The organism is Streptomyces sp. BRA346 (genome assembly GCF_052851135.1).
This window is the reverse complement of sequence record NZ_JAIWIH010000027.1, coordinates 47,489-61,372: the sequence shown is the minus strand read 5'-3', so window position 1 is coordinate 61,372 and position 13,884 is coordinate 47,489. Positions and strand designations below refer to the sequence as shown.

The following is a 13,884-nucleotide window of genomic DNA, read 5'->3' as shown; positions in this document are numbered from 1 at the left end:
GTGGGTCCTGTGTGAGGGTGCGTCAGATCACCGGCGGGCGGCCCAGCCGCGTCATCCGCCACACCGTGCGCCACCGCATGGGCCGCCGGGTGCCGCACGGGGTGCGGACGCCCTCCAGGAAGCCGCCGCCCCAGGCCCGCAGCCCGTCGAGGGCGCGGGTGCGGGCGAGGGTGAGGAGGGTCCACGTACCGAGGTAGACGGGGACCAGGGGCAGCGGCAGGTGGCGGCGGGCGAGCCAGACGCGGTTGCGCGCGGTCATCCGGTGGTAGACGGCGTGCCGGGCGGGGGAGGTGCGGGGGTGCTGGAGCAGCAGTTCGGGGGCGTACAGCACCTTCCATCCGGCGTCGAGCGCCCGCCAGGCGAGGTCGGTCTCCTCGTGGGTGAAGAAGAACTCGTCCGGCCAGCCGCCGATCCGTTCCAGCATCGGCACGGACAGGGCGTGTCCGCCGCCGAGGAAGGTGGTCACCTCGCCGCCGCGCATCGGGTCGCTCGCCCGGAGCCGGGGGACGTGGCGGCGCTGGGTCTCGCCGGTCTCGTCGGCGATGCGGAAGCTGACGATGCCCAGCCGCGGGTCGTCCGCGTACAGGTCGCGCACGGTACGGAACACATCGGCGTCCACGAGCAGCCCGTCGTCGTCGAGGTCGATGACGACGTCGACGTCACCGAAGTCGCGCAGCCGCTGCCAGGCGACGTTGCGGCCGCCGGACACGCCGAGGTTCTCGTCCAGCTCGACCGCGGTCACCTCGTCCGGCATCGCGGGCAGCGGGGAGCCGTTGCCGACGACGACGATGCGGGTGGGCGGTACGTCCTGTTTCGCGACCGACTCCAGCAGGGCGGCCACCTCTCTGGGCCGATTGCCCATGGTCAGGATGGCGACGCCCAGACGTGGTTCGGACACGGCGGAACTCCAGGGGGTTGGTTACGGTGAGGTGATCGTAACCAGACGCTCAGGCGGCCTGTCGAAACACAGCGCATGTTCATCGACATACGCAAAAGCGGTCATTCGTCGAGCGCGGAGAGCGCATTCTTCGCAGCGCTGATCGCTCCGTCGCGGACCACCTTGGACGAGGGAGCCTTGTGGCTCTCGAAATCGCCGCCGTTGTAGGTGGCCACGATGGTCGCGTTGTCCTTGCGGACGGTCACCACCGCCTCGCGCACCTGCTGGTCGTCGTCGCTGGTGATCTTGTCGTTGACGGTCGCCTTGTCGCCGAGCCCGGACACCGGGTCGCCGGAGCCCGCGGGCGCCCGGCCGGTGACGTCGAAGCTTATGTCCAGCCAGCGGTAGTCGAAGCCGTCCAGGGCGTGCCAGGAGCAGCCCGAGCGGCGGTTGAGGTCGCTGGACTTCAGCTCGTTTCCGCTGGTCTTCGCGCCCGGCACCAGCTTCTTGACCGTGGCGGCCGGGAGCGCGGAGCAGGCCTCGGCCGGCGGCTTGGAGTAGCGCCCCGCCGTGCTCGCGCCGCCTCCGCCCCCGTCCGGGGCGATCCCGGATCCGCCGCCCCCCGTCGGATCGGCGGCGGACGGGGTCGGGGAGGCGTCGGCCGCCTGGGAGCGCGTGTCGTCCGCGTCGCCGGAGCCGGAGGTGGTCATGGCCACGCCTGCCACGGCGAGGACGGCGACGGGCAGGATGCGGGCGACCAGGGTGAGCGGGAGAGAACGCAATGCGGTCTTCTTCGATCGTGGGTGGTCGGATCTGCGGTCAATCTGGGTCGTATCTTTGGGCGAAGTTGATCTCTTGGGGTGAATTTCCGCTCGGTCACATTATTCGATCGGGCCGGGGGTTATCTACGATCGGTGACGACCCACCGCCCGTCAGCCGCGACCGATGTACGGCATCCCCGTCGCCAGTACCGTCGCGAACTGCACATTCGCCTCCAGCGGCAGCGAGGCCATATGCCGCACGGTACGTGCCACATCCGCCACGTCCATCACCGGCTCGGCCACCACCTCCCCGTTCGCCTGGAGTACACCGGCCCGCATCTGCCCGGTCATCTCCGTCTCCGCGTTGCCGATGTCGATCTGTCCGCAGGCGATGGAGTACGCCCGCCCGTCCAGCGACAGCGACTTGGTCAGCCCGGTCAGCGCGTGCTTGGTCGCCGTGTACGCGATGCTGTGCGGGCGCGGGGCATGGGCGGAAATCGAGCCATTATTGATGATCCGTCCGCCTCGCGGATCCTGATCACGCATCAGCCGGAAGGCGCCCTGTGCGCACAGGAAGGCGCCCGTCAGATTGACGTCCACGACCGCCTGCCAGTCCTCGGCGCTGAGGTCCTCCACCGGCACCCCGCGCGGGCCGAAGCTGCCCGCGTTGTTGAACAGCAGGTCGAGCCGTCCGAAGCGGTCCCGTACGGTCGCGAAGAGGGCGTCCACCTGCGCGGGCCTGCTCACGTCCGTCGGCACGGCGAGGACCGAGGGGCCGTCGCCCGCCCGCCGCGCCGTCTCCGCGAGGGTCTCCTCGCGGCGCCCCGCGAGCACCACCGACCAGCCCGACTCGTAGAGTTCGAGCGCCACCGCCCGGCCGATCCCGGAGCCCGCGCCCGTCACCACGGCGACCTTCGACACCACCGGCACACCCTCGCTTCGGTTCATGGAGCGGCAGCGTACGCCACGTCACATCCCTGCTCCCGCAGGGTGTATGACGGCAAACGTCCTATCCGGAAACGGACCTCACCCAGCCGACATGTGTGCGTCGTGTATAGGCAAGCGTGCGGCCTCCCCCTGACACTCCAATTCCTCTGACGCCACGAGCCAGGGGAGAGCACATGGCACACGCCGCACACCAGCAGGCGATACGAGCCGCGGCAGCACATCTGGGCCGCCGCCGCTTCCTCACCGTCACCGGAGCAGCCGCCGCACTGGCCTTCTCCACCAACCTGCCCAGCGCCCAGGCCGCGCAGGTACGTACGGACGCGCTCACCGAAAACCCCTTCACGCTCGGCGTGGCATCCGGCGATCCGCTGCCCGATGCCGTCGTGCTGTGGACCAGACTCGCGCCCCGCGCCTACGAGCCGGGCAACGGACTGCCCGAGGAGGGCGCCGTCACGGTCGAGTGGCAGATCGCCCGCGACGAGCACTTCAGCCGGGTGGTCGCGCGCGGAACCGCCACCGCACACGCCGAGTTCAACTACACCGTGCACGTGGACGCCAAAGGCCTCGAACCCGACCGCGTCTACTGGTACCGCTTCCGGGCCGGCAAGTGGACCAGCCCCGCCGGCCGCACCCGCACCACCCCGTCGTACGGCGCCAAGATCCGTGACATGCGCTTCGGCCTGGTGTCCTGCCAGGCGTACCACGACGGCTACTACACGGCCCTGAAGCACCTCGCGGGCGAGGACCTGGACGCCGTCTTCCACGTCGGCGACTACCACTACGAGTACGCCGTCAGCGCGGTCGGCGGCGCCCGCAACTACACCGACCGCACCCTCCCCGCGCACTTCAACACCGAGACCATGACGCTCGGGGACTACCGGCTGCGCTACGCCCTCTACAAGTCCGACCCGGACCTCCAGGCCGCCCACGCCGCCTTCCCCTGGTTCGTCACCTGGGACGACCACGAGACCGAGAACAACTACGCGGACGACATCGACGAGCACGGCAACCCGCCCGAGGAGTTCCTGATCCGCCGTGCCGCCGCCTACCGGGCGTACTGGGAGAACATGCCGCTGCGCATGCCGCAGCGGCCCGACGGCCCCGACATGCGGCTCTACCGGCGCTTCCACTACGGCCGGCTCGCCCAGTTCGACATCCTCGACACCCGCCAGTACCGCTCCAACCAGGCGTACGGCGACGGCTGGCAGTACCCGGGACCCGAGTCCGAGGACCCCTCCCGCACCCTCACCGGCGCCACCCAGGAGCGCTGGCTCCTGGACGGCTTCCGCCGCTCCACCGCCACCTGGAACGTCCTCCCGCAGCAGGTCACCTTCTCGCAGCGGAAGAACACCACCGCCGAGCGCTCCCAGCTCTCCATGGACTCCTGGGACGGCTACCCCGCCTCCCGCTCCCGCGTCCTGGACGGCGTCCAGCAGGCGGGCGTCGACAACCTCGTCGTCCTGACCGGCGACGTCCACGTCCACTACGCGTTCGACATCAAGAAGGACTTCAACAACCCGTCGTCCCCGACCCTGGGCGTCGAGTTCGTCGGCACGTCGGTCACCAGCGGGAAGGACGGCGCCGACAAACCGGCCAACTGGTCCACCTACATGGCCGCCAACCCGCACATGAAGTTCTACAACGGCCGCCGCGGCTATGTGACGGTCACGCTGGACGGCAATCAGGCGCGGGCCGACTACAAGACGGTCTCCGCGGTCACGACCCCGGGCGCGCCGCTCACCACGGCGGCGTCGTTCGTCAGCGAAGCCGGAAACCCTGGGCTTCAGCAGGTCTGACCGGTGAGAGCCCCAGGGCCCGCGGCGCCCCCACCGGCGCCGCGGGCTCAGTCCGGGCCTACGGGGCCGCAACCGCGGCGGTACGCGCTTCCTCCCGGGCCGCGTCGAGCAGTTCGTGCCCAGCGCGGCATCGCCGACCGGTCCGGCAGTCGGCGCATCCGGTCGTGGCGTTGTCGAGGAACCGGCTCCAGGCCGTCGGCTTCTGCGCGTCGGGGCGCACGCCGCAGGCGGGACCGCAGGCCCACACCTCGTACGTCGTCCGGGTCGGCCCCCGGTCGACGGTGACCGTACCGGCCGACCGGTCGGCGGCGAGGCGCGCGCCGCAGAGCACGCAGTCCCAGCCGTGGAGCTTCTCGCGAGTGAGGGCGGCACGGTCCATAGCGGGCATACAGGCTCCCGTTCCGACTTGACACCAGAACGGTACCCGCGGTCGGCTCCGCGGGTACGGTCGTTCGGTCCCATTCCGGTCGAGGCCGTCGCGTTGCCTTGACAGCGTGTTCAGCCACGGGGACCGGCCAGTCGCCTCCTCGGGCAGCCTCGGGCCGGGGGTCGGTCAAGGGCCATGGGGAGAAGCTGGTGCGCACAACCGGGTGAGGGGGAAGCGGCTGCGTCGAGTCGAAGCGTCTTTTGGAGTCCCTGGCAGGCGGTGTTGCGATGTGGGGAGAGGCCGGGCATGAAGAAAGGGGCAGTGGCTGTAAACAGCGAGTGCCCCTTTAAGTCTGCCCTTAGGTTAGCAGGGGTCCGCTCCCTCCGCTGCCGTACCTTTCGTGCCCAGCTCGATACCTTCCGTGCCCGATGACCTCTATGCGCGCCACGCTCTCGCGCGCATGATCGACTACTTCACCGACGAGGGCACTCCTTGGGCTCGAAGGCTGTGGGACATCGGCTCGGTCCTGGCTCTGGAGGAGCTCTGGGAGGCGGGCGGCTGGCAGGCTCAGGGTGTTCTGTCTTCTGCCGCCTGTGACTGGCAGCGTGCCGAACTGCGCAGGTTGATCGGTCCGGACCGTGGCTTGGGGGAGCGCGAGCTGCGCCAGGAAATCACTGCTCTCCTCAGCGCTCCCCTGCCTGATCCGAGTCCGGCTCGGCGGCGGTTGCGGGAGGTCATCGATCACGCCCGGTCCGGATATCTCGAACGTTGGGCCGTGGCAGTGGCCTCGGAGAACCGTCCTGGACCCGAGCGGTTCTCACGCCTGGTCGCAGCGCATCTCCTGGACCTCGGATACAGCGCGAGCCACCTGCTCGCGTGGGCGAAGAGGCTCTACGTCGACCGCGCGGACATCACCCGTATCGCTGATAGTGCTGCTGCCCTCGCGCGGACGGCTCGTGAACCGTTCGAAGTTCTCGTAGCCCTGTCCGGGGTGCCTCAGCGCGAGCTGGCCGAGCCGCTGCCGAACTGGCTGCCCAAGGGGAAAGTGGTGGCCTGGTTACGGGAGCACGGACACGACACCGCCGGCGTGCGGCCGGGTGGTGGCTTCTTGTACCGGTTCAGCGCGCGGGATGCCCACGGCGCGGCTGAGCAGGCGCGACAGATGGTGGAGCGGATGGTTGCCCGCTCCTCGTTTCTGCGCCGCCACCGGGGTGGGATCACGCCGCTTCCCTTCATATGGGTAGCCGGACATTCGCAGCCGATCCCGTTCACGCCACCGGCCCGTGGCGCCGATGTGCTGACGCTCGTCAACGAAGGTCACCTATACCGCGTCAGTGGCTCACGCAGCCGTATCGACGATGCGCTTGAACTGGCCGCTCCCATCAACCAGGGAAGCTTTCGGCCCCGCGGTCGCCGGTGCGTGGGCAGCCATCGAGGCGCTTCTGTCGCATCCCGACGATCCGCAGGAGACAGAGCGGTCCGGGAAGGCCATTGCTGCTGATCGACTGGCAGCGATCATCGCCTGCTCCTGGCCACGAGCCGAACTCACGGCTCTGGCCCATCGCCACAAACCCCAGCAATCCGATGACCTCGCCAGGCGACTCGCCGCATGCGGGACAAACCTCGAACGGGCATCGTGTGTGTCCGAAGTGCTGCGTGCGTCCGGCGGTAGAGCTCTGGATTTCTCGGGCGCACGTACCAAGCACAGCGACCGTCCAGCAGCGGAACGTATGGTCGCCCTGCTGATGGAACCTCGTCGTGTCCTCGGGGAAGTGATGAGCACTTATCGCATCGCACTACGACGCCTCTACCGCACCCGTAACATCGTGCTGCACGGGGGATCCACCCAAGGTGTCGCCCTGCACGCTTCCCTTCGGACAGCCGCACCGCTGGTCGGCGCAGGGCTCGACCGGATCGTCCATGCCGATCAGGTCCATCAGGCCACGCCACTTGATCTGGCCGCTCGTGCAGAGGTGGCGCTTCGGCTCGTCGGTGGAGAGACAGGCGTGTCGGTTGTCAGCCTTCTCGAGCCCGCGTAGTCGGGAGAAATCCCGGGCCACCGCGGCACAGAGCCAATGAAACGCCTTCAGCCCTCGCTCGGGTAGCGGACGCCGATCCTGGATCGGGCCGTGTCCAGGGTGCGCATCACGGCCAGGGTGCCCGACAGGGGGACGAGGGGGGATTCGCGTTCGTTCGCGCGCAGGCAGCGCATCACCTCGGCTGCCTCGCGCTGGTAGGCGCGCAGGCCGTCCGGGGCCGTGAACTCCTCCGGGTCGTGGCCCGGGCGGTGCAGGACGAAGTGGTCGGGGTGGAAGAAGCCGCGGGGGAACTCGATGCGGCCCGCGGAGCCCGTCACCGCCGCCGACCTGGGCGTATCGGCGGTGAGGGAGCAGCCGAGGAGGGCCACCGCGCCGGTGTCCCAGCCCAGCAGGAGGCCCGTGTTCACGTCCACGCCCTCCGGGGACAGTTCGGCGCGGGCCTGGACGTCCGACGGCTCGCCCAGCAACAGATGGGCGAAGGACACCGGGTAGACGCCGAGGTCGAGCAGGGCGCCGCCGCCCTGGGCCGGGTCGCGCAGGCGGTGGGTGGGGGCGATGGGGCCGGGGAGGCCGAAGTCGGCGTGGACCGCGCGGACCTCGCCGATCGCGCCGTCCCGGACGAGGGCGGTCATGCGCCGGACGACCGGATCGCAGTACGTCCACATCGCCTCCATCAGGAAGCGGTCGCGGGTCCGGGCGAGGGCGACCAGCTCGTCCGCCTCGCGTGCGTTCAGGGTGAACGCCTTCTCGCAGAGCACCGCCCGGCCCGCCTCCAGGCAGAGGCCGGCGGCGGTGCGGTGGGCCGCGTGCGGGGTAGCGACGTATATCACGTCGAGTTCCTCGTCGGCGGCCAGCTCGGCCCAGCTGCCGTAGGAGCGGGGTATCCCGAACCGTTCCGCGAACCGCTTCGCGGCCTCCGGGCTGCGCGAGCCCACCGCCATGACCTGCGCGTCTTCCATCTCCAGCAGATCTTCGGTGAACGACGCGGCGATCCCGCCGGTCGCCAGGATCCCCCACCGCACGGGCTCGCTCTTCGGTCCGGGCATCCGCACCCCTGGCTTATTCGGTCGTGAGCACTCCAATTCTGCTGAGAGCATAGACAACGATTCAACGACTCATGGAAGGCAAGCATGCAGCAGCCCGGCCTCACGGCCGCCGCTCCCGACCGGTCCCACAGACCCGACCCCTCTTCTCTCTCCTCCGCCGCCGCGCCCCAGGCCACCGCTCCGTCGACCGCGCAGCGCCGCGCGAGCCTCCTCGTCACCTTCGTCCTCGGCGGGCTCACCGCTCTCCCCGCCCTCTCGATGGACATGTACCTCCCGGCCCTGCCGGAGGTCACCGACGCGCTCCACAGCTCCGCCGCCACCGCCCAGCTCACCCTCACCGCCTGCCTGATGGGCATGGCGCTCGGCCAGCTCGTCGTCGGCCCGATGAGCGACAAGTGGGGCCGCCGCCGTCCCCTCCTCATCGGCATGGTGATCTACGTCATCGCCACCGCCATCTGCGCCTTCGCGCCCACCGCCGGGACGCTCATCGGCTTCCGGCTGCTCCAGGGGCTCGCCGGGTCGGCCGGGATCGTGATCGCCCGTGCCGTCGTCCGCGACCTGTACGACGGCATCGCGATGGCCCGCTTCTTCTCCACCCTGATGCTGATCTCCGGGGTCGCGCCCATCGCCGCGCCCGTGATCGGCGGCCAGATCCTGCGCTTCACCGACTGGCGCGGCGTGTTCGTCGTCCTGACGGTGATCGGCGCCCTGCTCACCCTCGTCGTCTGGCGCTTCCTGCGCGAGACCCTGCCCCCGGAGCGCCGCCACGACGGCGGGCTCGGTGAGACGCTGCGGACGGTGCGCGGGCTGCTCGCCGACCGCGTCTTCACCGGCTACATGCTCGCGGGCAGCTTCGCCTTCGCGGCCCTCTTCGCCTATGTCTCCGGTTCGTCGTTCGTCGTCCAGGAGATCTACGGCGCCTCGCCGCAGACCTTCAGCCTGCTCTTCGGGCTCAACTCGATCGGCCTCATCGGCATGGGCCAGGTCAACGGCCGGATCCTCGTCGGCCGCGTCAGCATGGACAAGGTGCTCGGCGTGGGGCTGACGACGATCGCCGTCGCGGCGACCGCGCTGCTGGCCCTGTCCGCCGGGGTCTTCGGCGACGTCGGTCTCGTACCGGTCGCGGCCTGCCTGTTCGTGCTGATGTCGTCGATGGGCCTGGCCATGCCGAACACCAACGCCCAGGCGCTGATGCGCACCCCGCACGCCGCCGGTTCCGCGTCCGCGCTGCTCGGCACCTCCACCTTCCTGCTCGGGGCCGTCGCCTCGCCGCTGGTGGGGATCGCGGGCGAGACCACGGCCGTGCCGATGGCCGTCGTCCAGCTGGTGTGCGCGCTGGCCGCCATGGGCTGCTTCGTGGGACTCTGCCGCCCGTGGCAGCGACGCACCCAGCAGAGCGTGACGGTGGCCTGACCCGGCTCGTACGCACCGTGGAGGCGCTCCCCGAGGGGGAGCGCCCCTGGTGCGCGGGCGCGGTGGTGACCGCCGGGACGAGCGCCGGGCCCCTCGCGGGAGGGGCCTTCGGCTGGGCGGTGCGGTACGCCGCGTACGACCGCGAGCTGCCGCGCGCGCAGTGGGTCCCGGCGCACGCCGATACGGTCTTCGACCTCGCCTCGCTGACGAAGCTGTTCACCGCGATCGTGGCGGTGGGCTCGCTGGAGCGCGGGGAGATCGCGCTGGACGCCCCGGTCGCCCGTTACGCCCCCGAGTGCACGGCCGCCGCCGACCACGGCATCACGGTGCGGCAGCTGCTCACCCACCGGTCCGGGCTGATCCCGGAGCTGCCGCTGTACGAGTACGACGGGGACGAGGCGCGCTGGGCGCGGCTGTACGCCGAACCGCCCGCCACCCCACCCGGCGCCGCCCGCCGCTACTCCGACCTCAACCTGCTGCTGATGCAGCGGGTGCTGGAGCGGGCGACCGGCGGCTCGCTGGACGGCCTCGTGCAGGACCGCGTCACCGGCCCGCTGGGCATGGCCTCCACCCGCTTCCGCCCGCCCCGCGCCTGGCTGCCGCGCATCGCCGCGACCGAGGACCAGCGGCGCCCCTGGGGCAAGCTCGACCGGGGCATGCTGCGGGGCGTGGTGCACGACGAGAACGCGTACGCGCTCGGCGGCGTCGCGGGCCACGCCGGGCTCTTCTCGACCGCGGCCGACCTGGCGGCGCTGTGCCGCGCGCTGCTCGCGGGCGGCGGGCCGGTGCTCTCGCCCGCCTCGGTGGACCTGATGCTGGCCGCGCCCGGGCTGGGCTTCGAGGTCGACCAGCCGTGGTTCATGGGCGAGTTGGCGGGCGCGGGGGCGGCCGGGCACACCGGGTTCACGGGCACCAGCCTGGTGCTGGACCGCGCCCGGGACTGCTACCTGATCCTGCTGGCCAACACGGTCCACCCCCGCCGCCGCCCCGGCGACAGCGCGCCGCGCGCGGCGGCGGCCACCGCCCTGGCCCGAGCGCTGTGAATCACTCTTCCTCGGGCGGCGGCCAGGTGTCGCCCCAGGCGGTGTCGCGGGCGGCGCGGTAGAGGGGGCCGTGGCGCTTGGTGAGGGTGCGGCGGGTGAGGCCTTCGTCGGGGGTGCACAGGTCCAGGAGGACCTGGCCCTTGCGGGTCTGGGGGTGGCGGGTGACGCGCGACGCGGGCGTCCCACCAGGCACCGGGGCGGCGAAGCGGCTCGCCGCGACGTACGCGAACTTCTCGTCCTCGTGCCCCAGCGAACCCCCCTTCACCTGGCGGTGCAGCGACGAACGGCTCACCCGCGCCGCGAAGTGGCACCAGTCGGCGCCCGGTTCGATGGGGCAGGCGTCGCTGTGCGGGCAGGGGGCCAGGATGTGGAGGCCCGCCGCCACGAGCTGGTCGCGGGCCTCGCGGACGCGCAGATAGCCGTCGGGGGTGCCGGGTTCGACGAGGACCACCGCCTGGGCCGTCCGGGCCGCCTCGCCGACGACCGCGCGGCGGTCGGACGGGGTGAGTTCGCCCAGGACGTAGGAGACGGTGACGAGGTCCGTCGCGTCGGGGAGGGTGAGGTCCGCGGTGAGGGCGCGGCGCTGCCAGCGGGCGTCGCGCAGCGGGGCGGCGGGGGACTGCCGGGTCAGCTCGCGGCCGAGGGCGAGGGCGGGTTCGGCCCAGTCCAGGACGGTGGTGCTGTGCGCCCCGTCCGGCCACGCGGCGGCCACGGCCCAGCTCGCCGCGCCCGTACCGCCGCCGATGTCGAGGTGCGTGGCGGGCGCCCAGTCGGGGGCGCGCTCGCGGAGGGCGTCGAGGGCGGCGCGTACGGCCTCGAACGTCGCGGGCATCCGGTACGCGGCGTACGCGGCCACATCGGAGCGGTCGCGCAGCACGGGCGCCTCGGTCGGGGTGCGGCCCCGGTAGTTGGCGATCAGCCGGTCGACCGCCTGGGCCGCCTGGCGGGGCGGCAGTCCGTCGAGGAGCCCGGCGAGCGCGGTGCGCAGCGTCTCGGCGGTGGGGGCGGCGTGCGGGGCGTGCATTCCGTGGATTCTACGGGGTGGGCGGCGGGGAAAGGGCAGGAGACGATGCGTATCGTCTAGCAGGCGCCTTCGCTACATTGACCGGCATGGCCGGAAAAGCAGTTCCCAACGCGACCCGCCGCAGTGAGCGTTCGCACCGCGCGATCCTCGACGCCGCGCTCGAACTCGTCGCCGAAGTGGGCTATCCCAGACTCACCATCGAGGCCATCGCCGCCCGCGCCGGGGTCGGCAAGCAGACGATCTACCGATGGTGGCCCTCCAAGGCGGCCGTCCTGCTGGACGCCTTCGTCGCCCTCGGCGAGCGGGCCGCGCAGGAGGCGGAGGGGCCGGAGAGCGAGGCGCCGTACGCGTTCCCCGACACCGGCGACCTGGAGGCCGACCTCAAGTTCGTGCTGCGCGCGACGGTGGACGAGCTGCTGTCGCCCACGTACGACCTGCCCTACCGGGCGCTGGCCGCCGAGGGCATCGTGAACCCGGAGATCGCCGCGGAGTTCGTCAGCCGGGTCATGGAGCCGTCGGTCCAGCTCTACGTGGAGCGGCTGCGCGCCGCCCAGCGGGCCGGACAGGTCGCGGCGGACCTCGATCCGCGGGTCGCCATGGAGCTGGTCACCGGCCCGGTCACGGCCCGCTGGCTGCTGCGGACGCTGCCGCTCACGCATGCGTACGCGGATGCCGTGGTCGAGATGGCGCTGCGCGGCCTCAGCCCCCGCTGAGCGGCACCCGGACGGGGGTGGTGATCATCAGGCTCGGCGCGTCGGTGATGATCCCGTCGCACCCCAGCTGCACCATCCGGTCGCGCTGCCCGGGGGTGTTGACGGTGTGCGCCCACACATGGGGCACACCGGAGGCCACGGCCCGCCGTATGTCCGCGTCCCGCGCCCGGTAGTCGACGTCCAGCAGGTCCACGACCCCGCGCCACTCGCCCGGGCGGTCGTGGCGCATCTGCCGGGCGGACCGCCACAGCTGGGCCAGCAGCCCCATCCGGTGGGCCTCGCGGGCGACGTCCGGGTGGTTGGAGTTCACGTAGACCGAGCGGGTCAGGCCCCGGTCGCGGATCATGCGGGCCAGCTCGGGCAGCCCGGCCGGGTCCTTCGTCTCGACCATGAGCGTGGTGCGGCCGCCGAGCCGGTCCAGCGCCTCGGCCACCGTCGGCGGCCGCTCGGGCTTCCAGACGCCGCGCAGGGCGGGGGCGGGGCGAAGGCGTACGGCGCGCCACTGGGCGGCGGTCAGCGCGTTCACGGGCCCGGCCTGGGACGTCGTACGGTCCAGCGTCGCGTCGTGCATGACGACGAGCGTGCCGTCGCGCAGGGAGCGGATGTCGAAGTCGAGGACCTGGGCGTCCTTGCGGGTCAGGGCGGTGGTCAGCCCGGCCATGCTGTTCTCGGGCACTTCGAGGGCGCCGCCGCGGTGGGCCGTGTAGATGATCCGCGGGGGTGCGGGGACGGGGGCGGGCTGATCGCCGAGGTGTCGTTCCGGCAGGTGCGCGGTGGGGGAGGTGGCCGGGCGAGGGGTGGGGTAGGCCAGGACGGCCGCCGGTATGGAAAGGGTGAGGACCGCCACACCGGTCAGAAAATACCTGGTGATCATAAAGGGAACGCTAGGGGTGCTCGTTCGGTTATGTCCTGATATCGGCACCCGGACGTGGGTCCCGTCGTCACCCCGGATGCGGACAGCGGTCACCTCGGGAGCAGGATGGTGGCAGCATTGATCGGGTACCGGCGGTACCGCCGGTCGCGGCGGTGAAGCGAGGCGATAGATGGAACGCAAGAGCAGGTTCACCCAGTGGCTGCGCCGGTCGAGAAGCGCGACGGGCGGCGATACCGGCTCGGGGGCGGGCGCCGCGAGCGCCCGCGAGGACCTGCTCATGGCCGCGGCCGCCGCCGGATTCCCGCTCGCGCCCGCCGCGTACCCCTCCGGCTACGGCTGTTCCTGCGACCGCATCGGCTGTCCGACCCCCGCCCGGCACCCCGTCTCCTTCGCCTGGGCGACCCAGGCCTCGGCCGACCCGGAGAAGGTGCGGCACTGGCTGCGCGCCGATCCGCAGGCCAACTTCATCACCGCCACCGGCCTCGTCCACGATGTGCTCGACGTTCCCGTCGAGGCGGGGCGGCAGGCCCTGGAGCGGCTGGGGGCCTCGGACGTCGAGGTCGGGCCGATCGCGACCAGCGGCGGGGATCTTCGGCAGGGGCGGATGCTGTTCTTCACGGCGACGCGCGGCACGCCGGAGGACGAGGACGAGTGGTGGCCGTGCGAGCTGGACTGCCATCCCGAGACGATGGACGAGCATCCGGGGCTGCGGTGGCACTGCCGTGGCAGCTATGTGCTCGTGCCGCCGGCCCGGTTGCCGGGGGATGGGCGGGTGGCGTGGCTCCTCGGGCCGGAGCGGCCGTTGCCGGATCCATTGACGCTGTTGGAGGCGTTGACGGATGCCGGTCGCGTGCTCGCGGGGGCGGAGGAGGAGCACGAGGGTGCGGCTTGGCCGATAGGGCGCTGAGGTTTCGTTGCCGGGTGCGGGCCGGTGGCCGGTTTGTGCCCACCCGTTCCTCCCCCAGCTACCGCTGGGAGGTGCC

At 71.7% G+C, this 13,884-nt stretch carries 14 protein-coding genes; 7 read left to right on the top strand and 7 right to left on the bottom strand.

Going from position 1 to position 13,884, the window contains the following annotated elements:
- Positions 1 to 22 precede the first annotated feature (22 nt).
- The 3 genes from LCH29_RS29205 to LCH29_RS29195 form a co-directional block, all read right to left on the bottom strand.
- Positions 23 to 898: a glycosyltransferase family 2 protein gene (locus tag LCH29_RS29205; RefSeq protein ID WP_446464687.1), complete on the bottom strand. Its 876-nt coding sequence runs from the start codon at positions 896 to 898 to the stop codon at positions 23 to 25.
- A 101-nt stretch (positions 899 to 999) separates the two neighbouring features.
- Positions 1,000 to 1,659, bottom strand: coding sequence for a hypothetical protein (locus LCH29_RS29200; RefSeq protein ID WP_446464686.1), 660 nt, complete (start codon positions 1,657 to 1,659; stop codon positions 1,000 to 1,002).
- Positions 1,660 to 1,809: 150 nt separating this feature from the next.
- On the bottom strand, positions 1,810 to 2,586 hold the full coding sequence (locus LCH29_RS29195) for an SDR family oxidoreductase (protein WP_446464685.1): 777 nt from the start codon (positions 2,584 to 2,586) through the stop codon (positions 1,810 to 1,812).
- A gap of 173 nt (positions 2,587 to 2,759) precedes the next feature.
- On the opposite strand from LCH29_RS29195, the gene LCH29_RS29190 reads away from it, so the two are divergent.
- Complete coding sequence (locus LCH29_RS29190; RefSeq protein WP_446464684.1) at positions 2,760 to 4,382, top strand: alkaline phosphatase D family protein; 1,623 nt, start codon at positions 2,760 to 2,762, stop codon at positions 4,380 to 4,382.
- 58 nt (positions 4,383 to 4,440) lie between these two features.
- Here LCH29_RS29190 and LCH29_RS29185 read toward each other — a convergent pair whose 3' ends face one another.
- Positions 4,441 to 4,770 carry a hypothetical protein gene (locus LCH29_RS29185; protein ID WP_446464683.1) on the bottom strand — a complete coding sequence of 110 codons (330 nt, stop codon included), beginning with the start codon at positions 4,768 to 4,770 and terminating at the stop codon, positions 4,441 to 4,443.
- A 400-nt stretch (positions 4,771 to 5,170) separates the two neighbouring features.
- Here LCH29_RS29185 and LCH29_RS29180 point away from each other — a divergent pair, with 400 nt between their 5' ends.
- Together LCH29_RS29180 and LCH29_RS29175 are read left to right on the top strand one after the other, a co-directional pair.
- Positions 5,171 to 6,250, top strand: a complete 1,080-nt coding sequence (locus tag LCH29_RS29180; protein WP_446464682.1) for a hypothetical protein — start codon at positions 5,171 to 5,173, stop codon at positions 6,248 to 6,250.
- A gap of 229 nt (positions 6,251 to 6,479) precedes the next feature.
- On the top strand, positions 6,480 to 6,788 hold the full coding sequence (locus LCH29_RS29175) for a hypothetical protein (RefSeq protein WP_446464681.1): 309 nt from the start codon (positions 6,480 to 6,482) through the stop codon (positions 6,786 to 6,788).
- A gap of 47 nt (positions 6,789 to 6,835) precedes the next feature.
- On the opposite strand, the gene LCH29_RS29170 is transcribed toward LCH29_RS29175, so the two are convergent.
- Positions 6,836 to 7,834, bottom strand: coding sequence for a Gfo/Idh/MocA family protein (locus LCH29_RS29170; RefSeq protein ID WP_446464680.1), 999 nt, complete (start codon positions 7,832 to 7,834; stop codon positions 6,836 to 6,838).
- 84 nt (positions 7,835 to 7,918) lie between these two features.
- Here LCH29_RS29170 and LCH29_RS29165 point away from each other — a divergent pair, with 84 nt between their 5' ends.
- A complete protein-coding gene (locus LCH29_RS29165; protein ID WP_446464679.1) occupies positions 7,919 to 9,247 on the top strand; it encodes a multidrug effflux MFS transporter in 1,329 nt (442 codons plus the stop codon).
- The gene (locus LCH29_RS29160; protein WP_446464678.1) at positions 9,208 to 10,290 is read left to right on the top strand and encodes a serine hydrolase domain-containing protein; all 1,083 of its coding nucleotides are present in this window, start codon (positions 9,208 to 9,210) and stop codon (positions 10,288 to 10,290) included. Before LCH29_RS29165 ends, LCH29_RS29160 begins: the two co-directional genes overlap by 40 nt.
- A 1-nt stretch (position 10,291) precedes the next feature.
- On the opposite strand, the gene LCH29_RS29155 is transcribed toward LCH29_RS29160, so the two are convergent.
- Positions 10,292 to 11,314 carry a small ribosomal subunit Rsm22 family protein gene (locus LCH29_RS29155; protein ID WP_446464677.1) on the bottom strand — a complete coding sequence of 341 codons (1,023 nt, stop codon included), beginning with the start codon at positions 11,312 to 11,314 and terminating at the stop codon, positions 10,292 to 10,294.
- Between the two features lie 86 nt (positions 11,315 to 11,400).
- Here LCH29_RS29155 and LCH29_RS29150 point away from each other — a divergent pair, with 86 nt between their 5' ends.
- The gene (locus LCH29_RS29150; protein ID WP_446464676.1) at positions 11,401 to 12,027 is read left to right on the top strand and encodes a TetR/AcrR family transcriptional regulator; all 627 of its coding nucleotides are present in this window, start codon (positions 11,401 to 11,403) and stop codon (positions 12,025 to 12,027) included.
- Here LCH29_RS29150 and LCH29_RS29145 read toward each other — a convergent pair.
- Positions 12,014 to 12,901, bottom strand: a complete 888-nt coding sequence (locus tag LCH29_RS29145) for a glycerophosphodiester phosphodiesterase (protein WP_446464675.1) — start codon at positions 12,899 to 12,901, stop codon at positions 12,014 to 12,016. The two genes, LCH29_RS29150 and LCH29_RS29145, sit on opposite strands and share 14 nt — an antisense overlap.
- Positions 12,902 to 13,070: 169 nt before the next feature.
- Between LCH29_RS29145 and LCH29_RS29140 the strand changes: the two genes are divergently transcribed.
- Positions 13,071 to 13,808 carry a bifunctional DNA primase/polymerase gene (locus LCH29_RS29140; protein WP_446464674.1) on the top strand — a complete coding sequence of 246 codons (738 nt, stop codon included), beginning with the start codon at positions 13,071 to 13,073 and terminating at the stop codon, positions 13,806 to 13,808.
- The last annotated feature ends 76 nt before the right edge of the window (positions 13,809 to 13,884 follow it).

Excerpts from the sequence above, each read along its gene's own strand:
- LCH29_RS29195 (WP_446464685.1), bottom strand. The coding sequence starts at position 2,586 with ATGAACCGAAGCGAGGGTGTGCCGGTGGTGTCGAAGGTCGCCGTGGTG.
- LCH29_RS29190 (WP_446464684.1), top strand. The coding sequence starts at position 2,760 with ATGGCACACGCCGCACACCAGCAGGCGATACGAGCCGCGGCAGCACAT.
- LCH29_RS29185 (WP_446464683.1), bottom strand. The coding sequence starts at position 4,770 with ATGCCCGCTATGGACCGTGCCGCCCTCACTCGCGAGAAGCTCCACGGC.
- LCH29_RS29175 (WP_446464681.1), top strand. The coding sequence starts at position 6,480 with ATGGTCGCCCTGCTGATGGAACCTCGTCGTGTCCTCGGGGAAGTGATG.
- LCH29_RS29170 (WP_446464680.1), bottom strand. The coding sequence starts at position 7,834 with ATGCCCGGACCGAAGAGCGAGCCCGTGCGGTGGGGGATCCTGGCGACC.
- LCH29_RS29165 (WP_446464679.1), top strand. The coding sequence starts at position 7,919 with ATGCAGCAGCCCGGCCTCACGGCCGCCGCTCCCGACCGGTCCCACAGA.
- LCH29_RS29155 (WP_446464677.1), bottom strand. The coding sequence starts at position 11,314 with ATGCACGCCCCGCACGCCGCCCCCACCGCCGAGACGCTGCGCACCGCG.
- LCH29_RS29150 (WP_446464676.1), top strand. The coding sequence starts at position 11,401 with ATGGCCGGAAAAGCAGTTCCCAACGCGACCCGCCGCAGTGAGCGTTCG.
- LCH29_RS29145 (WP_446464675.1), bottom strand. The coding sequence starts at position 12,901 with ATGATCACCAGGTATTTTCTGACCGGTGTGGCGGTCCTCACCCTTTCC.
- LCH29_RS29140 (WP_446464674.1), top strand. The coding sequence starts at position 13,071 with ATGGAACGCAAGAGCAGGTTCACCCAGTGGCTGCGCCGGTCGAGAAGC.